We start from the raw sequence: 17,957 nt of genomic DNA, 5'->3' as shown, positions 1-17,957 counted from the left end.
TATGTGAGAAATTACATGATGATTTTGACAGAATGATTATAACTCCCAAATGTTGCCAGTACTTATTTTACAAAAAAAGAATGTGAAGTCTGTAACTTCACCTTTTATTTTATTCGTTCTGAAAACTTCCCGGATATCAGGAGAAGGATTCTGCAATATTAAGCAGCTCCCCCTTATCAAAAGAAGAAATAATAGTAATTTCGAATTCCCCATCTTGCCAGGTCAGAGCTTTCATATTTCCTCCAAATACCGAAGAAATAGTACCGGACTTGTCATTGACCGGAACAGGCTCTCCTTCACTTTCAAAATCCTGAGATTACAAATCAGGAGATCTCAGAAAAATTGAGTTTGAACAAAAGCACTATCCACTGGCATATTAAAAAGTTGAGGGAAGACAATATTGTATTTTCCAAAGCAGATGGGAAGTTTTCAAAATATTTTATAAACCCTGCTGTGGAACCAGATATGCTAAAATGGCTTAAAACATAAGGCATGAGACAGTTTTTCTCCTAATTTAAAACGAAAATAAGATAGCTGCAACGTGATACAGCAACTATCAAAGCAATTAATATACAGGAATCAATCCCGGATTGTCCCCTGTAATACACTCTCCGCCTTTTGCAGTTACTATGAAGGTATTCTCAATGCCTACCATTCCGATATTTTCAATCCCCCTTTTGGGTTCGAGGGCAAATACCATTCCTTCCTTCAGAGGCTCGTCAAACCCGGCGGCAATTACGGGAGTTTCATCGATCAACAGGCCGACGGCGTGCCCGAGAAATTTCACTTTACGGTTGCCAAAACCCATGAAGTTTTGCAGGAATTCCTTATCGAGCCCATTCATTATTGTAGTATAGATTTCAGAGGGAGCAATTCCGGGTTTTAACATCGCTGCAGCTTCGTTCTGTATATCCACACATTTATTGTGGAGATCCATAGCATACTGAGGGAGAGGAGAGCCAAACATGTATGTCGTTGTTTTATCCGTATGGTAGCCGTCAACCCCGCAGCCGACATCAACAAAGACCAGGTCGCCTTTCCTTAATTTCCGGTCCCGGCTCCCAAGCAGGGGGACTGCGGGGCATAATCCGCGCTTCCCGCCGGGCCCGTTGAAATAACACGGATAGATGGAGCTTTCTCCGAAACAGACATTCCCAAGGATCATTTCCGTATCGAACATGCCAAAACGGGAGACTCCGTGATGTCCTTTTTCTATAAGAGCAGAATAAATATCGATCGATAGGTCGGCTTCACTCATCCCCTCTCGCAGCATCTCAGGCACAAGGTCTTCGAGCACATGCTGATGAATCCTGCCGGATTCTCTTGTAAGAGACAGCTCATATTCGCTTTTTACCGCCCTCACAGCTGCAATCTGAGAATCAACGGATTTAACATTTTTAAATGGGAAGTACTTTTGAAATCTCTGGTATAAAGCCAGAGGGACTACTTCGGTTTCCAGATACACCGCGTCAGGTAGTTTGCTCGCATCCCCTGCAGCATCACGGAAGCTTTTCATGGGTTCGATATTCGGGAATAATGATTCGTCCAGAGCCCTTTCATAACTGCGGCGGACCCAGAGTGTTGCTTCTCCGTTCTTCGGAATAATCAACATTCCGTCCTGCATCGTACCGGTAAAGTAATAGATATTTATTTTGCTGAAGATTACGGCAGTCTCCCACTGGGGGCTTGAGGCATCCATCTGTTTTCTAAAGCAGTTCATACGGTTTTTCAATTCGGTCAAAGGCACTTTTTTAATCATGGGAATCCCTGTACTAGCTTTATCTACTCACAATTATAGAAGTGTAACCCGTCAGAAGAATCAAATAAAAACTAAGGAACAAAAGTACAAAGATGTACTAAGTTGTTGCTATTTATTCATAGTATTAATACTAGAAGATAAAAAATATCCATATCACGCATATCCTATTTTGTGGTCGTATCCGTGAGCTGTTGACCTATTCCGAAAAAGGAGATGAATTCCTCCATATGGGAGAAAGTATAGAGCTACTCCTATCCTTAGATACTCCTATCCATATGGTTTTCAACAACTTCCGCCCACTAACTATTTTTTTAAGATGGATAAAATAATTAGCAAAAAAACGAATTAAAAGGAAAGAAAAAGTGAAACAAACGGGAATAAAATAAAAAATAAGGTTTTTGAAGAGGCATTAGCATGCCCGGGAAATACAAAGATCTTGTTGAAAAGGCATCGGAGATGGGTCTCAAAGCTTATTTTCTGAAGGCAGAAGACATTCCGGTTGAAGACAGAATTGCCCTTAAATGCGCTTATGGGTGCAGAAGCTATGGAAAAAGGTTGAGCTGCCCGCCTCATGTAATATCAATTGGGGAGTTCAGGAAGGTCATAAGAGAGTACAGCAGTGCACTTCTTCTCGTAGAAGAATACGATACGTCAGGATGCAAGGATGTCCTTGAAGCCTGGCGAAAGCTTCGGAAGAGTTCATTTCATAAGATGTTCGAGCTCGAACAGGAAGCTTTCAGGGAAGGCTTTATCTTTGCTCACCTCCTGAGGCCCGGCTCCTGTAACGAATGTGAGATTTGCAACCTTGAAAAATGCGCAAAGCCGGAAGTGAGGCGCTTTGCCCCCGAAGCAGTAGGAATAAATGTCCGGAAGGCAATGGCAGAAGTTGGGCTTGTTCTCGAGTTCTGCAAGCCTGAAAAAACGGCATGTGTAGGGATTTTACTGCTTGAGTGAAAATATAGTGAGTCCGAGAAGGTTCAAATGGACCATGGAGCCATTTCCTGCCGCATCCCACCAATGAAAAGCTCTGGTGCTAAAAAATCTTATTGCCGTTCTTAAAAGTGGTTAGATAGAGAGCAGAGCTTTTCAAGCGGCATGGAGAGTTTCAGCATAAAGATCTCATTTGATTCCGCAGCCGAAGCTCCGAATTTTTCAAAGGACAGTCTTTTTCCGAGGACAGGCCCCCACCGGGGGAGAACCTTTCAAGGAAAAAGACTATGCTTTCGTTAACCGAACCGTACCCGAAGGTAGTATCGTAACCAGGCTCGCCAAGATCCTCAGCTGAGGAACACAGTATTCCGTGGATTTCACTGCCGTTTTTTTCGGGGTACATGCTCCAGATAAGAGCTCCGATCCCCGCTACGGAAGGGGCAGAAGCGCTTGTGCCCGTAAAGAAACTGCCAGTTCCTGTTGAGCCGGAAACTTTCACGCTGCCGGGCCCGCTGAGGTCTGTCTTGTTTCTGAGTTCGGGTTCCGGATAATAGATACTTACAGGCCCGCGGGAAGAGTAGGGAGCTATACTGCCGCTTTCCTGGTTTCCGGTGTCAACCGCTCCAACACAGATAACGTCCGAAACGGCAGGATGCCCGAAGACCGAGTCCTCTGCAACAAGGTTGTCAGGATGGACCTTTACAGAGGAGTTGGGGTAAATGTAAACCTCCAGTACCCTATCTTCTCCGCAATATTTCTTGACAGCTATACTCAGTGTTTTTGTGTCTTCTTCTTTGTTGAAGTATTTGATAAATTCAAGGGGGGTGTCTATGCCACTCTGGGTTTTTTCACTTACGGCAATTTCGTTTCCACTGCAGCAATCGTAGAGGTAGAGATCGTAGTCGTTTTCGGAACCGTTCCAGGGGTCATTCCACTGAAGCACCACAGTCACCTTCTCGCCTGCCGGGACATCCATGTAAATATTTCTGAAATCGCTGTTCCCGGAACTGAAGTCATGCCAGCCTGATCCGTTGTCAAAAAACATGCCCTGATAGTGGCGGCCTGCATCATTCCCTGCCGCGCTCACATAAAGAATTCCCTTGTTTTCGATTGCCTCTTTAACATGGGCAGCCACAACCCCGTCCTCGAAGAAGGGTTCATCAGGCCAGCCCACATCATCACAGAGGACCTGGCAGCCTTCGGAAACGAGGGCATCAACAGCTTTGTTAAATTCAAGCTTATTACTGCCTGCACCGTGGAAGTACAGTTCCGCACCGGGAGATGTTTCATGGACTATTTCGAGCATTACAGTCCCTTCTGTTCCGTTTCCTGGAGAAAGGACATGTATATCTTCGGGGAGAACTCCCGAATCAATTGCTTCAGATATGTCTTCTACTCCATCGGAAATTATCCCTATTTTAATTCCGGCTCCTGTCACACCTTCCGGTCTCCATAATTCTTCTGAAGAAAAAGTTGCTTTTTTTTCCAGGTTTACCTTCCTTATAACAGGAGAAATGACTGGCTGGACTGAAGATACTCCATTAAGAGTGGAGAGTTCTTCAAATGATTCCGGATTAACGCAGACTGTAGCAATGCCGGAGTCTTCATCCCATTCCTCAACCCTGCCACAGGAATTCAGCAATCCTGAATCCGTTCCCGGAAAAAGCCTAACATATACGGTAAGATTCTCTTTTGCTTCATCTCTGTAGATCTCTGACGAAATCCCTTTCAACGGTTCCGAATGTGTTGCAGAGGGGCATACCAATCCCGGATCTGGCGGAATTGGTTCTGAAGGGAATGAAACGGGAGTTAGTAGCCCGGAAGTTACCTGTTCAGATTTGAAAGTTCCAGCTCCTCCACATACTAGAAAACTGAGATGAAAAAATATGCCTGCAAACACTAATATTAACATAAACAGATGGAACATTCTCATAATGTAACTCCCTAGGTACAGTACCCCCCGATATTGCTTGTATAGTAAGTCAGGGATGCAAACAGGATACATGTATGTCCAAAGTAATTCCTGCAGCGATACTCTGACAGACTTAATTTATTTTGTTATATGCTGAAATACATTATAAAGATTTCTATGAATTTATATTAAGTAATTGAAAACAAGACAAAAGATAAACAGAATTAATAGAATGATATTTGGAAAAAAATCACAGCTAAAAAACAATTTTACAGTATTAACTAATTTAGTAATAACATTAAAAAATATAATTTGGTGACTAAAGGCAGAAGATATATTAACTTCTGGGCATATGTTATGGGAAGTCATAGCAAACTGGAGGTCTTGTTCAAATTGAATTCTGAAAAGCTCAAAATAGCTGTCCTTGGAGGAACCGGCAATATAGGAGAAGGAATGGTCCTGAGGCTTGCCCTCCAAAACCTTATGCCCGAAGGTGTGAAAAATGAGGTAATTATCGGATCCAGATCTCTGGAAACGGCGGATGGAGCCGCAAAAAAAGCGTTATCAGAACTTGAAAACTGCGGATTTGATACATCAAAGATGACAATTACCGGCATGGACAACCTTGCTGCAGCACAGGCAGCCGAAGTAATAATACTTACGATCCGTTTTAACCACGTTCTGCCTTTGCTGGAAGAGATCAGAGAGGCGATTGAAAATAAGATCCTTATTACCCCTGTGGTCCCGATGGAAAAAGAAGAAGGCCTTATGGTATACAAACCACCGGAAGAAGGCTCAGCAGCCCTTGCAATCCAGAAAAATGCCCCTGAGTCCACCAGAGTTGTTGCAGCTTTCCACAACATCCCTGCGGGAAAACTCAAAGATGTCGTTAAATGCAAAGCCGTGCACGATGCGCTTGTATGCAGCGATGATGCCGAAGCAAAGAAACTTGTAATGGAGCTTACAAGGCATATGGGATGCCTCAAACCCCTGGACGGCGGCCCCCTTAAGCAGGCAGGCACCATGGAATCTCTGACACCTTTACTAATCAATCTCGCAAAACTGAACGGGCTTAAAGACCTGGGAATAAACTTCTCCTGAGAAATAAAACCGGAAAAAGCCTGAAGAATATAAGGGTGGAGACTGTACGAAAGTAATAGAAACCTGTTCGGGGACGTGGAGTCCACATTAAACAACTTGATTTTTATATAATAAAAGACATAGTGTGAGGTCTCAAAGGTTTTGTAGGGCGAAGGAAAATATAACCTTTGCTTATGGACATAGAGCCAGACATTAGAAGCGAGATAAAAATAAGGTTAAAACAACTCTCGAGAAGTGAGATTAAAAATAAAGTTACAATCGCTTCTGAAAAGTGAGATCAAAAAATGAGGTTACAGCTACTCCCGGAAAGAGATATGTTATTTCTGGAGATATGTTATTTCTGTTTTCAACAAAGACTCCGGGAGGTATTCAGAACCTATTCAAAAACCGGTTCGAATCTAAGGTTGGCCTCATAATCTTGGATTTTAACCCTGAATATATTTAGTTTATGTTAAATAACATGAGAGTAATACGAAATATAGTAGGGAATTTACCGGAAGAAAAGCAGTGAAAGAGAAGCCTGTCGTAAAAAGCTTCTGGCAATGCCTGTTAAAAAATAAAACTGCTGAAATTATCTTATTAAAGCTTTAAAGGAATATAAAAGGAACTAATATACTGGAAATCCCCTAAATCAACCGGTAGATCGGTCTGTTCATCCTGAAAACCAAAAATTCTGCCCTGAATACAGGGTTTTACTCAGATCTTTTTCTTTCGGTTATATTTGCTTTTTTAAACGGAAGAACATATAAAAACAGACTCAAAATCAAACTCAAAACCAGACAGTGAACCTGTATGAGTGAAGAACTGCTAAAACTGCTAAAGGCTGAAGGGCTTGACCTGCTTTCCTGCATGCATTGCGGCATATGCACGGGAAGCTGCCCTTCAGGGCGGCACACCGGGCTCAATACCCGGAGAATAATTCGAGATGCACGCAAGAACAGAGTTGCTGTTCTTTCTGATTATGACCTGTGGCTCTGTACGACCTGTTATACATGCCAGGAACGCTGCCCGCGCGGAATCCCGATTACGGATGCTATTCTTGAGCTAAGGAGGCTTGCAGTAAGGGAAGGTTTGATGCTTCCAGAACACCGTTTTGTTTCGAGAATGGTACTGGAATGCGGGCATGCGGTCCCCCTTGATGAGGAAACAAAGAAGAAGAGGGTAGAACTCGGGCTGGACCCGATGCCCGAAACCGTCCAGAAAGATCCGGAAGCCCTTGAAGGACTGAAAACCCTGCTCAAAACCTGCAAGTTCGACGAGCTGGTGGCTGAAAAATAAGGAGGCAGGAAAATAATGGCAAAACTATCACTGTTTCTTGGTTGTATCGTACCCAACCGCTACCCCGGAATTGAAAAGGCAACTAAACTCTGCCTGCAGAAACTTGAAGTTGATGCAGTTGACCTGCCGGGAGCCTCCTGCTGCCCTGCTCCCGGGGTGTTCAAGTCCTTTGACAAAGCAACCTGGCTCGCCCTTGCCAGCCGGAACATTGTCCTCTCGGAAAGGATGGACAGAGACATTCTGACCGTTTGCAACGGTTGCTACGGGTCCCTGGCAGACGCAAACATAGAACTTAAAAAAGACCCTGAGATGAAGACCCGTACAAACATCTGCTTAAAAGAGATAGGTATGGAGTATGAGGGAACAGCAGAGGTCAGGCACATAATCGAGTTTCTGTACAGGGAACCGGGGCCTGAAAAACTCAAAAGCTTTATCACAACTCCCCTTGACCTGAAAGTCGCCCTTCACTACGGATGTCACCTGATCAAACCATCAAAAGACAGAAACCTTGGAGAAACGGAAGCTCCGGTCTTCTTTGATGAACTTGTTGAAGCTACCGGTGCAGAAAGTGTGGACTATACCGACAAGATGATGTGCTGCGGAGCAGGCGGAGGAGTGCGCTCAGGGCACGCTGCCGAGTCCCTGGAAATGCTTGAACATAAGCTTGCTTGCATCCGGGATGCAGAAGTGGACTGTATTGTCAATGCGTGCCCCTTCTGCCACCTCCAGTTCGACAGGGGACAGCTTGCAGTCAACGAAAAATTCGGAACAGACTATTCAATCCCGGTTCTACATTACTCCCAGCTCCTCGGCCTTGCTCTCGGCTTTTCTCCAGACGAGCTAGGAATAGAACAGAATGCAGTCCAGAACGTTGAATTTCTTGCAAAAATCTATGAAATCAGCGCAGGTTTAAGGTGAGAACCCGGATAAGGCAGGAAAAAGAACAGATCAGAAAGTTCTTGCACTTCACTTTCTACACTTCACTTTCCTGTTTTCCGGCCTGTATATACCAGAGGCATTTTTGCCTCCATTTGCAGGTCCCGCATACTTCCTCAACATGCGAAGCTTTGTTGAGTTTTGAATTTATTAGCCTGAAGGCTTCATCCGCATTCAGGACAGTCCCGACATCCAACTTCAATATTTTCAGGACAGTAAGGTCCATCTGCCGGATCTTCTGGGAAAGGACAGATTCCTGAACAGTGCATTCCATTTTGCTGGGGCATGAGACGCAGATTGCATCACATACCGTAACAAGCTTGATAGGCCTGGAAGGAAAAACTTCAAGATCCGAAATCACGGCCCGCATATTGGCAACAAAAACCGGACTGTACCCATACCCCTGGAACCCCTGGATACAGCAGAGGTGATGAGCCCTTATTCTCAAGAGTTCGGAATCGGATTTTGAGTCGGTTTCATATCTACATATGGATTTCTCGGGCATGAATTTCTCCGGGGCTTAAAATCACAAAGATTAAAAAATGTTTTTTAATAATTCAGTCTATAAAATCGATTTCCGAATCTCCCATAGAGGACAGTTCCAGCAGAGGAAGAGTTATCGCAGGAGCTTCTGAGTATTTTGCAAATAGAATATCATAGCCAGTTTTAAGCCCGAGCATGATATTCAGGTCGGTGCCGTCATTGTTAAGGAGGAGAGCCTGGCCTATAGGGTTGCAGGCTGCTTCAAACTCTGGATTCCCGGGTTTTTTGATCCCGAGACTCTCTTTATCAAGGCTGCAAACCTTGCAGCAAACTGAAAACACCTCAAAATATCTTGAAAGTATATCATAAACCAGCCTTGCTTCCCTCTCATACTTAATACAGAAAGCAATTCCTATCTTTCTGTACCCGAGCCTCTTTGAGTAAATTGCAATTTCCTCCAGCTTTGTCCTACTTACAGGATCAGATTCAAGCCAGGCGGAAATCTGAATCGATTTGAGAGTATCGCCTTTATATTCAAGTCCTGATTTGATAACAGAGCAGTTTTTGCCTACAAGGCATTCCTTATTTCTGCACAACGCACACTGCACACTTTTTCTCCCGGCGGTTTTTAAAACGATTAGGTATTGTAAGCATAAATAAACTTTGCATGTATAAATATTGACATGAAAAAATAAATGTAATGATAGGATTCATGGTAAAGAAAATAAATGAAAAAATCCAATGAAAAAATCCAATGAAAAAATCCAATGAAAAAATCCAATGAAAAAAACAAGATAAGAAAAACAAATGAGAAGAAAATACCTCACTTAAAAATAAGAAGAAATAAAACCCCAGAAGGGTTATTTCTGCCTCGCTTTGGGCATAGGGCCTTCATAGAGTTTTTCAAGGGCATTGACAATTTCTTCAAGCTTATTGAAAGGAATCCCTATGAGCATTTCATCATTTTCGATATCAGTGGCTTTTCTACATCCAAAACAGCCTAAGGAAACATTTATTTCCCCTGTCAGGCTCGGCAGGATGGTTGTGTCGGCACAGGTTGCCTGGAAAGCTGCACTGCTGAAATTAACCCTTCCACCTTTATAGTAAGTGCTTGCAGGGATAATCCAGTAAATAGTTTCTGGCCTATCCACGAGAATAACCACATCAGGTTCAATCTTTGCATCCTTCAGAGGGCCCACAACGGTCGCAATTCTGCTTTCGGGCTCAAAAGCCGGGCGCTTGGAAATCATGCCGGCTGCTGCCTCCACACTGTCAAACATTCCCAGGTTGTGGTGGAATTCCCCTAAAACCACCTTTTCAGGCGTAGGAATAAGCCCGAGGCTTGAAGCGCCTACAACGCAGGCATGCTTACCTGCAGGAATTACAAAGGACTCCCCTTTCCTGGCTTTCATGATGGACTGGCAGTGCCTGAGATTTTTCTCGGGCTCATGATACCCTTCGGGAATGGGTTCTCCTTTTTTGATAACTTTCACTGCAACCGGTTCGTACTTGAGGTCAAGGAACTTGACCAGTTTCTCTGCAAGCTGAGTATAATCCATTGAATTCCCTCACCAACAATTTATTGAACTTACTAACGATTACTAAAGAATTCATCAACTATTTATGAATAAAATTAAAAGAACAGACTGTTATATTAATTAACAGCTGCTATATTATTTAACTTCTTAACATTTCAGTTGAGACTATTTATTTAAGTTAAGATTCCCTCATAGGGAGGGTTTTTGAGCATATTTCTTTATCACAAAGCCCTGAAAGCCTCATTTTGAGATCTGCCCAGAGCTTTCGAATAATATTTGCAAATTCTACAGCTTCAGCCTCCCGGGAATGAGCGGCATATTCGATCACTGTTTCTTCATTCATCATTGCCTCTGTAGTTATATCCGTATAAGGCAAACGAGCAAGAAGAGGAATTCCGGCTTCCCTGCAAAAAGCCTCAATTTCGAGGCTCTTTTTTTCGTTGATATCATACCTGTTAATGCAGGCAACAGCCGGAATTCTGAAATGTGCGGTCAGTTCGATTGCTCGTTTCAGGTCGTGGAGCCCGGAAACAGTGGGTTCGCTAAGCACAAGGATAAGGTCTGTACCGGTAATTGCTGCCATAACCGGACATCCAGTACCGGGAGGACCATCAATAAGAATGAGTTTGCTGGAATATTGATCTGCAAGTTCCACGGCCTTTTTTCGGACCAGGGTTACAAGCTTTCCACTGGCTTCTTCTCCAGTGCCCAGCTTTGCATGAGCCATGGGCCCGAAACGGGTTATGGAGGAAACTGCCTGTCCTGAAACTCTCGGCATCAGGTACACCGCTTTTTCAGGGCAGGCGACAGTACAAACTGCACATCCTTCGCAGCCATACGGATTTATCGTGAAGTTTTCAAGGACTGCCCCGAACCTGCATATTTCCCGGCAGGTGCCGCAACCTGTACAGCATTCAGGGTCAATGTAAGCTAGTTCCATTCCCAGACAATCCTCGGTATTAAGTATCCGGGGCTTAAGGATCAGAGGCAGATCGGATGCGTCGACATCACAGTCCGCAAGCACGGCATTTTCCGAAAGAGAAGAAAAGGCAGCCGTAAGAGTGGTTTTTCCACATCCGCCTTTTCCGCTAATTATAGCCAGTTGCCTCATGATACCCCCATATTTTTGCAAGTCTGGGCTCTTATCATTTCGAACATGGACTTGAACTTTTCTTTCCATCCGGGCATTTTCTTAACAAAGGGGATGCCCTCTGAATAGAGCTTGGCAATCATTCTATCATTAGGGATGCGGAGCAGGATTGGAATTCCTTCAGCCCTGCAAAACTCTTCCACCCTTGTGTCCCCAAGCCCATCCCGGTTGAGAACAACTCCTACAGGAACCTTAACTGTCCTTGCAGCTTCGAGTGCAAGAAGGAAATCATGGAAACCGAAAGGAGTGGACTCGGTCACAAGTACGCAGTAGTCAGCACACCCCAGAACTGCAAGAACGGGACATGCCGTTCCCGGAGGGGAGTCGATGATTGCATGTCTGTTTTCATCGATATGCTGCTGGAGCGCCCTGATGACAGGCGTTGCCATAGCTTCCCCCACGTTCAGGACACCACGGAAAAACGTGAGAGGAGTTTCAGAGGAATTTTTCTCGATAAGTCCGATAGACCGGGGGTTTTCGTCTATAGCCCCTTCAGGGCAAACAAAGCTGCAGCCTCCGCAGCCGTGACAGAGGGATGGAAATGACAGGATTTTTTGGGGAAGAGCAGCCAGGGCGTTGAATTTACAGAAGCTGGCACAGTTTCCGCAAAGAGTGCACCTCTCAGGATCGATCTCCGGAACCAGGCAGGTTACTGCTTCTACAGGCTCCAGTTCGAAACCCAGAAACAGGTTGCAATTAGGTTCTTCCACATCACAGTCAAAAAGCTGTACCTCTTCAAGAGCAAGGGCAAGGTTTACTGAAACTGTAGTTTTCCCGGTACCCCCTTTGCCGCTTGCAATTGCAATTTTCATGAGCTGAGCCTTCTAATCCCGCACATAAAGATAGGAATTGATCCCTCAGTGATGGTGGTCGTGGTGGTCATGTTCTGCACATGTGTTTTCAGCACTGGCACTGCGGAGTTTATTTGCTTTCCAGGCCTCTACCGCATCCCTAACAGTTCCTTCGGCTCCTACAAAGACATCGATTCCATAAGATTCAAACATCTTGACAGCTCTGTACCCAAGCCCCGCACAGAGCATGATTTCCACCCCATATTTACTGAGTAACTCGGGAGGCAGTTTCACCCCTCCCATGTGTTCACTGGTATTGGGGATCACTGAGACTTCGCCGCTGTCGGTATCCAGGATGGTATAGGAGGGAGCTTTCCCAAAATGCTGCTCTACAGTCCCTTCCATGCCGTTATTGTCTCTTGTGGGTATACATACTTTCATGTAGATCACCTTTTTTAATTTAGATATATTTTATAAAATATTGTACAACATTTTTCAGATTATTTAAGATTTTGTTTCCAATTTTGACAATTTACTCAACTATTCTTCATACCACTATGAGTAGAAGCATTCGGGCTCTCAAGGACGGCAAGCTTTCCGGATTGATACTCACTCAGAGCAAAGGCTACCTTACCTTTGACCCCATAGTATGTTTCAACGCCTGCTTCGGAGAGTACGGAGAAAGAATTCGGCCCCATGCTACCCGTTAAGAGGATATCTACCCCTGCTCCCACAACTGCCTCTGCTGCCCGGATTCCTGCACCGCTTGGGGCTTCCGAACCGGGATTTTTGATTGATTCTACTGATCCGATCTCCGGATCAATAATCACGAAATAATTGCATCTTCCGAATTGAGGATCCACTTCAGAATCAAGATCTCTTCCGTAGGCACTTATGCAGATTTTCATACTTTATACTCCAATATAAAATCCGCTGACTCTCAAACAATACATTTCTCTGTAAATGTTTCAAATAAAGTGAGGCATATGAGTCCTCCATAAACGCAGAGAAGTCAGAGATATAGAAAGTACAATTTCACTCATTTGTACATAAATATTTATAGTTTTCTATTCGAAAAGAGAAATTGTTATATATTTACTCGGCGATGTGCATAAGTAGGCTATGAAAAAGTGCAGAGGAAGACCAAAATGTCCCAGGCGCGTTGAGCAAACTCCTGATATCACATATTTCAAGCCCCGAGGAGTCCCGCTGTTGGACCTTGAAGTGGTGTCTCTCACAGTCGAAGAGCTTGAAGCCCTGAGACTTGTGGATATTGAGGGGTTACGGCAGGAAGACGCCGCCAGCAGGGTAGGAATATCAAGGAGAGCTTTCTGGGAGGATCTGAAATCCGCCAGAATGAAAGTAGCTATTGCCCTTAGCAAAGGAAAAGCCATAGAAATAAAAGGCGGTAACTATATCAGGGCTGAGGGTGCTGACATAGATGAAGATGCTGACGCTTGACAGAAGCATGTGAAAAAGGGGAAAACCGGAAATTTTAGAAAGGCGATAAAAATGACAGATAAGGTTCAATCACTGGAAAGCTTATCGAAAAAGCCCGAGGAACCAAAAATCGTAGTCAACCTCCGGCGCATCAAACGTAAGATTATGGTAATGAGCGGGAAAGGCGGAGTAGGGAAAAGTACAGTTGCCGCAAATCTCGCTGTCGGGCTTGCGCTCCGCGGGCACAGGGTAGGACTTCTGGACTGTGACATTCACGGTCCGACTATTCCCACCATCTTCGGGCTGGAGTCTGCAAGACCCGAAGTAAACGAAGAAGGAATTCTCCCGGTTCAGGTGCTTCCCAATCTCTCAATGATGTCGATTGGTTTTCTGCTTGAAAACAAAGATTCACCCATAATCTGGAGGGGACCTGCCAAAATGGGAGCAATCAAGCAGTTCCTGGAAGAAGTTTACTGGGGAGCACTTGACTTTCTGATTATTGACCTCCCCCCCGGAACCGGAGACGAACCCCTGAGTGTTGCCCAGCTTATCCCCAACTGTGACGGCTCCGTACTTGTTACAACCCCCCAGGACGTAGCCCTCATCAGTGTCCGGAAATCAATCACATTCTCGGAAAAACTGGATGTACCTATAATAGGACTTGTGGACAATATGCACGGGCTTATCTGCCCCCACTGTGATAAGCCAATAGACGTATTCGGAAGCGGAGGCGTTGAAAAAGCTGCAGAAGACTTCAATATCCCCATTCTTGCCAAACTACCCATAGAGCCCAAAGTCGCAGAAATGGAGGACAAGGGAACAATCATTCAGGACCAGCTTAAACACGGCACGGAGTGGCAGAAAAACTTCGAAAAAATTGTGGATGCGGTTCAGGAGACTTTGAAGGAAGAATAAGACCATTTTAAGCCAATTAGTTAAAAAAATTCATATTTACTTATTTACATTCTTTCTTCTATTTTTATTTTTACAGTGACTCATCTTTTTTTTCTATTTTTATTTTTACAGTGACTCATGTTTTTCATAAATATGCCTTCCATTACAATATACACAACTATCAGTTGATGTTACATCAGGATTTCCAAAATCCTCCTTACTTAGCTTTCCCTCTTTTCAGTAATAAATAAAAAGGATATAATAAGATTTAGTGACACAAATAAGAATGTTAATATATATCACTCGAATACATACTTTTAGTGGTTAAAGTGACAAGTAAGAATAAAAATAAAAATAATCACATTTTTATCATATTGATTTTCATTATAATTGCATCGGTATTCTTTTCCGGATGTGCAGATTCCGATTCCAACACTGGTGAAGCGTCTTTACTTAATGATTCTGAAGATGCTGGAGAAAACATATCCTCCGAAAAGGATGGAAACCTTCGAGCCGTTATGATATTCGGGCCGGATGAGTCCCTCGACCCAGGTTACAAATGGGTAGGCTGGTACGTCCGGGAAGCCGGGATATATGAGACTCTTTTTGCCTATGATGCCGATATGAACCTCGTGCCTGAACTTGCGGAAAGTTATGAAAGTCTCAATGACACTGCCTGGCAAATTAACCTGAGGTTAGGAGTAAAGTTCCATGACGGGACACCTTTTAATGCCGAAGCAGTGATATTTTCGATAAACCGGGTACTTGACCCTGATAACACCAGGCATACAGAGTATGATTTTATCGAATCGGTATCAGCTAAAAATGATACGACTGTCATCATCAGGACAAAAGAACCATATGCACCGACCATTGCAAGCCTTTCCGACCCCCTGCTTTCAATAGTAAGCCCGGAAGCAGAAGATCTTACCCATAAACCCGTAGGGACTGGACCTTTTAAATTCAAAAATTACAAAGAAGGCCTCAGACTATCTGTTTTACGAAACGAGGACTACTGGGGAGGAGATGTTAAGCTTGAAAGTGCGACTATCGACTACGTTTCCGATCCTCTTACAAGGTCATTAAAACTCCAGGCAGATGACTGCGACCTCGTCCGGGGCATCCCGGCCACAGAATCAGAAATCATCAACGAGAACCCTGACCTTGAAGTCCTCAGTAAGGAAACCCTGCGACTCTGCTTTATGTATGTGAACGCGAACAAAGAGCCCCTTGACGACCTGAGGGTAAGACAGGCTCTGAATTATGCGATAAACCGCGACCAGGTCGTAAGCGCGGCTCTCGAAGGGGAAGGAGTGCCTGCAACAGGAGTATTCCCGTCAACTCTGCCCTGGTCATCCAATGAAAAGCTCGAAGGCTACGATTATTCCTCCGAAAAAGCAAAAGAACTGCTTTCGGAAACAGGAATCACCGATACTGACGGAGATGGCTGGCTTGAATACGAAGGGGAGCCTTTCGAACTTACCATTCGCACCTATGAAAAAAGAGCCGAACTCAAACCCACAGCCGAAGTTATAGCTTCCCAGTTTGAGAAAATAGGGATCAAAACCGAGGTAATTGTCCTTGAAACAGGTGCTTTGAGTGCGGATACAAGCGACGGGAACTATGATCTTTCCCTTTATGCCTGGGGAGTTGCCCCTGCCGGAGATCCTGACTATTTCCTCTCCTACCATTTCGAGTCTTCCGGAGAACAGGCCGGATGGACAGGGTACTCTAACAGCGAGGTTGATGAATGGATCAAAGAAGCCAGGGAAAGCACAAGCCAGGAGGAGAGACAGGAATACTATGACCTGATCCAGGCCCAGGTGCTTGAAGACTCTCCGGAAATATTCGTATTCTATTATACGGAACTTGACGGAATAAACAAACGGGTAAAAGGATATGAGATTTACCCGAATGAGATTTCCTTCATTACGAAGGACATCTACATCGAAGAATGATTCGAAAATTTTGCAGGGAGAACTTCTGCTGAGAGGGTTTCCCTGCTTTTCAGGTTAATAGCTTACCTGGAAAAAATCAAATTTATGAAAATTGAAAAGCAGTTTCTGCTTTTCTCTTAAGAATTTTTTATTGGGGAGTAAAATTATGGACTGCAAGAAAGTTATCGCTGATTACTGGAACCTCAGGTCTTCCACATATACAAATGGAGAGAACGGCTTTGATGCATAAGAGAGGATTATCTGGAGGCGAATGCTTGAAAATTTCTTACCTCCCGGGCAAAGGTTAAAGGTGCTGGATGTAGGAACCGGTCCTGGTTTTCTTGCGCTTCTCTTTGTGGAAATGGGACATGAGGTGACAGCCATAGATATCTCCGCGGGCATGCTCGAAAAAGCACGAAATAACGCAAAGACCCTGGGTGTCAAGGTTGATTTATTTCATGGCGATGCGGAAAAACTGCCGTTTGAAGACTGCTATTTTGACCTGGTCGTAAACAAATACCTGCTCTGGACCCTACCTCAACCGGAAACAGCAGTTCAGGAATGGATGCGTGTCCTCAAACCTGGAGGCAGGGTTTTTGCTATCGACGGCAACTGGTTTAACCCCCGCCCGGACAAGAAGGTCAAGCGCTGGATTACCGGCGTGGTGAACCCCGACATGAACAAAAATCCCTCCAGATCATTTTTCAATGAATTTTACGGGCCGATCCGAAAAGCCCTCCCTTTCTATGAGGACATAAGCCCGGAGAATGTCTCAATTGTCTTTTCCAAAATGGGTTTTGAAAACACTGCTGTAAATCCCCTTCAGGAAGCGCAGGAATTCAAGAAAAACAAGCGTTCATTCATTCAAGGATTTCTCAGGGATACCCCATCTTCCTGATTACGGGACAAAAGGCGAATGAATAAACCTTCATGTTTTCTACATTTTTTGAGTTTAAGCTTCGCCACTGTTTTTTGTAGATCGCCAGGCTTCTCCCGGATCTGACGAAGACTTCAATGCAGACCTATAATTCAGGCGTTATACAAGAAACAATCAATCAATAGCTTTCTCCACAGAAGACATCTTTTTCAGGTATTTCAGAGTCCGGGGACAGGTAGCAATACAGATCCCACATATAGAGTTTTTCACGCTACTTTTTTGAAATTTTTTGTATATTCCCCGCAGAAGGAGCGTTCTACAGGTGTACCTGATATGAGAGGCGCATTGGTAAAGACCGTATTTAAGCGAAGAGCCGACCCAAACGTCTCTGTAACCAGGAGATCACATTTGCCTATCCAGCCCAGGCCCACCCTTGTGGCCGCAGTTTTGTGGGGAAAATCCACGGCTAATTTTTCCCTATCTAAATTTTCCGTGGTCGGACCAAGGGAAACTGCCTCAAATCCCCTCTCTTCCAGATAGCTTACAAGCTTTGTGCCCAGTTCCCTCAGTTTCCCGTTGGCTCGTGTGCATTCGGCAGAATACCCAGAATCGGGCCAATCGATGAGCTCCCTGAGAAATTCAGGGTCCAGTGCAACCCCGTAAACTACCGCCTTCTGCAGGTCCGGATAAGGATTCGAATCCAGAGAATCAAAACCTGCAACTCCTGCTACGGAAGCCCCGTTTTCATCAAGATAATGTACAACTTCGGAGGTAATATCGTCATTTGTTAATTCACCATCACCTATCAATTTACTATCATCTGTCAATTTACCATCTCCTCTTTTTTGTCCACTATTCACTGAATTCTGGAAACCGGTATATACTACAGTGGAAAGTATTCAGCATATTGAGTTTTTCATCAGTATGAATA

At 44.3% G+C, this 17,957-nt stretch carries 19 protein-coding genes; 9 read left to right on the top strand and 10 right to left on the bottom strand.

What is annotated here, in order from left to right; all coding sequences use genetic code 11:
- Positions 1 to 315 precede the first annotated feature (315 nt).
- Complete coding sequence (locus MSSIT_RS22615) at positions 316 to 489, top strand: winged helix-turn-helix transcriptional regulator (RefSeq protein ID WP_082089067.1); 174 nt, start codon at positions 316 to 318, stop codon at positions 487 to 489.
- 76 nt (positions 490 to 565) lie between these two features.
- Here the strand turns inward: MSSIT_RS22615 and MSSIT_RS18200 are convergent, their stop codons facing one another.
- Entirely contained in the window at positions 566 to 1,759 is a 1,194-nt protein-coding gene (locus MSSIT_RS18200) for a M24 family metallopeptidase (protein ID WP_048173898.1), read from the bottom strand.
- A 414-nt stretch (positions 1,760 to 2,173) separates the two neighbouring features.
- Between MSSIT_RS18200 and MSSIT_RS18195 the strand changes: the two genes are divergently transcribed.
- The gene (locus MSSIT_RS18195; protein WP_048173897.1) at positions 2,174 to 2,713 is read left to right on the top strand and encodes a DUF2284 domain-containing protein; all 540 of its coding nucleotides are present in this window, start codon (positions 2,174 to 2,176) and stop codon (positions 2,711 to 2,713) included.
- Between the two features lie 151 nt (positions 2,714 to 2,864).
- Here the strand turns inward: MSSIT_RS18195 and MSSIT_RS18190 are convergent, their stop codons facing one another.
- Positions 2,865 to 4,421, bottom strand: a complete 1,557-nt coding sequence (locus MSSIT_RS18190; protein ID WP_231589985.1) for a S8 family peptidase — start codon at positions 4,419 to 4,421, stop codon at positions 2,865 to 2,867.
- Positions 4,422 to 4,994: 573 nt separating this feature from the next.
- Here MSSIT_RS18190 and npdG point away from each other — a divergent pair.
- The 3 genes from npdG to hdrB all read left to right on the top strand — a co-directional run bounded on the left by npdG (position 4,995) and on the right by hdrB (position 7,898).
- Positions 4,995 to 5,702, top strand: a complete 708-nt coding sequence (gene npdG / locus MSSIT_RS18185; protein ID WP_052721717.1) for an NADPH-dependent F420 reductase — start codon at positions 4,995 to 4,997, stop codon at positions 5,700 to 5,702.
- A 792-nt stretch (positions 5,703 to 6,494) separates the two neighbouring features.
- Positions 6,495 to 6,980, top strand: coding sequence for a CoB--CoM heterodisulfide reductase subunit C (gene hdrC / locus MSSIT_RS18180; RefSeq protein ID WP_048173895.1), 486 nt, complete (start codon positions 6,495 to 6,497; stop codon positions 6,978 to 6,980).
- 15 nt (positions 6,981 to 6,995) lie between these two features.
- Positions 6,996 to 7,898 carry a CoB--CoM heterodisulfide reductase subunit B gene (gene hdrB, locus MSSIT_RS18175; protein ID WP_048173894.1) on the top strand — a complete coding sequence of 301 codons (903 nt, stop codon included), beginning with the start codon at positions 6,996 to 6,998 and terminating at the stop codon, positions 7,896 to 7,898.
- A 55-nt stretch (positions 7,899 to 7,953) separates the two neighbouring features.
- Here the strand turns inward: hdrB and MSSIT_RS18170 are convergent, their stop codons facing one another.
- From MSSIT_RS18170 to MSSIT_RS18140, 7 genes are all read right to left on the bottom strand, one after another.
- Entirely contained in the window at positions 7,954 to 8,421 is a 468-nt protein-coding gene (locus MSSIT_RS18170) for a DUF1284 domain-containing protein (RefSeq protein ID WP_048173893.1), read from the bottom strand.
- A gap of 52 nt (positions 8,422 to 8,473) precedes the next feature.
- The gene (locus tag MSSIT_RS18165) at positions 8,474 to 9,007 is read right to left on the bottom strand and encodes a DUF1847 domain-containing protein (protein WP_048173892.1); all 534 of its coding nucleotides are present in this window, start codon (positions 9,005 to 9,007) and stop codon (positions 8,474 to 8,476) included.
- A 252-nt stretch (positions 9,008 to 9,259) separates the two neighbouring features.
- Positions 9,260 to 9,958, bottom strand: a complete 699-nt coding sequence (locus MSSIT_RS18160) for a DUF169 domain-containing protein (protein ID WP_048173891.1) — start codon at positions 9,956 to 9,958, stop codon at positions 9,260 to 9,262.
- A gap of 157 nt (positions 9,959 to 10,115) precedes the next feature.
- Positions 10,116 to 11,048 (bottom strand): nucleotide-binding protein, encoded by a 933-nt coding sequence (locus MSSIT_RS18155; protein ID WP_048173890.1) that lies wholly within the window; start codon positions 11,046 to 11,048, stop codon positions 10,116 to 10,118.
- Complete coding sequence (locus tag MSSIT_RS18150) at positions 11,045 to 11,899, bottom strand: ATP-binding protein (protein WP_048173889.1); 855 nt, start codon at positions 11,897 to 11,899, stop codon at positions 11,045 to 11,047. The genes MSSIT_RS18155 and MSSIT_RS18150 overlap by 4 nt, the downstream gene beginning before the upstream one ends.
- A 45-nt stretch (positions 11,900 to 11,944) precedes the next feature.
- Positions 11,945 to 12,319: a NifB/NifX family molybdenum-iron cluster-binding protein gene (locus MSSIT_RS18145; RefSeq protein ID WP_048173888.1), complete on the bottom strand. Its 375-nt coding sequence runs from the start codon at positions 12,317 to 12,319 to the stop codon at positions 11,945 to 11,947.
- A 95-nt stretch (positions 12,320 to 12,414) separates the two neighbouring features.
- A complete protein-coding gene (locus tag MSSIT_RS18140; protein WP_048173887.1) occupies positions 12,415 to 12,786 on the bottom strand; it encodes a NifB/NifX family molybdenum-iron cluster-binding protein in 372 nt (123 codons plus the stop codon).
- A 214-nt stretch (positions 12,787 to 13,000) separates the two neighbouring features.
- Between MSSIT_RS18140 and MSSIT_RS18135 the strand changes: the two genes are divergently transcribed.
- The 4 genes from MSSIT_RS18135 (at position 13,001) to MSSIT_RS18120 (ending at position 17,047) form a co-directional block, all read left to right on the top strand.
- Positions 13,001 to 13,339, top strand: coding sequence for a DUF134 domain-containing protein (locus MSSIT_RS18135; RefSeq protein ID WP_048173886.1), 339 nt, complete (start codon positions 13,001 to 13,003; stop codon positions 13,337 to 13,339).
- Positions 13,340 to 13,390: 51 nt separating this feature from the next.
- Positions 13,391 to 14,233, top strand: a complete 843-nt coding sequence (locus tag MSSIT_RS18130; protein ID WP_197080298.1) for an Mrp/NBP35 family ATP-binding protein — start codon at positions 13,391 to 13,393, stop codon at positions 14,231 to 14,233.
- Between the two features lie 353 nt (positions 14,234 to 14,586).
- Entirely contained in the window at positions 14,587 to 16,170 is a 1,584-nt protein-coding gene (locus MSSIT_RS18125) for an ABC transporter substrate-binding protein (RefSeq protein ID WP_231589984.1), read from the top strand.
- Between the two features lie 250 nt (positions 16,171 to 16,420).
- Positions 16,421 to 17,047: a class I SAM-dependent methyltransferase gene (locus MSSIT_RS18120; RefSeq protein WP_052721716.1), complete on the top strand. Its 627-nt coding sequence runs from the start codon at positions 16,421 to 16,423 to the stop codon at positions 17,045 to 17,047.
- Positions 17,048 to 17,292: 245 nt separating this feature from the next.
- Here MSSIT_RS18120 and MSSIT_RS18115 read toward each other — a convergent pair whose 3' ends face one another.
- Positions 17,293 to 17,853 (bottom strand): epoxyqueuosine reductase, encoded by a 561-nt coding sequence (locus MSSIT_RS18115; protein ID WP_156158904.1) that lies wholly within the window; start codon positions 17,851 to 17,853, stop codon positions 17,293 to 17,295.
- Between the last annotated feature and the right edge of the window lie 104 nt (positions 17,854 to 17,957).

The sequence above is a fragment of the Methanosarcina siciliae T4/M genome, assembly GCF_000970085.1.
Taxonomy (GTDB): Archaea; Halobacteriota; Methanosarcinia; order Methanosarcinales; family Methanosarcinaceae; genus Methanosarcina; species Methanosarcina siciliae.
Note: the sequence above shows the minus strand (reverse complement) of the source record. Positions and strands in the feature narration are given on the sequence as shown.

What these genes read in the sequence shown, in the direction of transcription:
- MSSIT_RS18195 (WP_048173897.1), top strand. Translation starts at nt 2,174, where the DNA reads ATGCCCGGGAAATACAAAGATCTTGTTGAAAAGGCATCGGAGATGGGT.
- MSSIT_RS18160 (WP_048173891.1), bottom strand. Translation starts at nt 9,958, where the DNA reads ATGGATTATACTCAGCTTGCAGAGAAACTGGTCAAGTTCCTTGACCTC.
- hdrB (WP_048173894.1), top strand. Translation starts at nt 6,996, where the DNA reads ATGGCAAAACTATCACTGTTTCTTGGTTGTATCGTACCCAACCGCTAC.
- MSSIT_RS18170 (WP_048173893.1), bottom strand. Translation starts at nt 8,421, where the DNA reads ATGCCCGAGAAATCCATATGTAGATATGAAACCGACTCAAAATCCGAT.
- MSSIT_RS18140 (WP_048173887.1), bottom strand. Translation starts at nt 12,786, where the DNA reads ATGAAAATCTGCATAAGTGCCTACGGAAGAGATCTTGATTCTGAAGTG.
- MSSIT_RS18135 (WP_048173886.1), top strand. Translation starts at nt 13,001, where the DNA reads ATGAAAAAGTGCAGAGGAAGACCAAAATGTCCCAGGCGCGTTGAGCAA.
- MSSIT_RS18150 (WP_048173889.1), bottom strand. Translation starts at nt 11,899, where the DNA reads ATGAAAATTGCAATTGCAAGCGGCAAAGGGGGTACCGGGAAAACTACA.
- hdrC (WP_048173895.1), top strand. Translation starts at nt 6,495, where the DNA reads ATGAGTGAAGAACTGCTAAAACTGCTAAAGGCTGAAGGGCTTGACCTG.
- MSSIT_RS18130 (WP_197080298.1), top strand. Translation starts at nt 13,391, where the DNA reads ATGACAGATAAGGTTCAATCACTGGAAAGCTTATCGAAAAAGCCCGAG.
- MSSIT_RS18120 (WP_052721716.1), top strand. Translation starts at nt 16,421, where the DNA reads ATGCTTGAAAATTTCTTACCTCCCGGGCAAAGGTTAAAGGTGCTGGAT.
- MSSIT_RS18155 (WP_048173890.1), bottom strand. Translation starts at nt 11,048, where the DNA reads ATGAGGCAACTGGCTATAATTAGCGGAAAAGGCGGATGTGGAAAAACC.
- MSSIT_RS18200 (WP_048173898.1), bottom strand. Translation starts at nt 1,759, where the DNA reads ATGATTAAAAAAGTGCCTTTGACCGAATTGAAAAACCGTATGAACTGC.
- MSSIT_RS18145 (WP_048173888.1), bottom strand. Translation starts at nt 12,319, where the DNA reads ATGAAAGTATGTATACCCACAAGAGACAATAACGGCATGGAAGGGACT.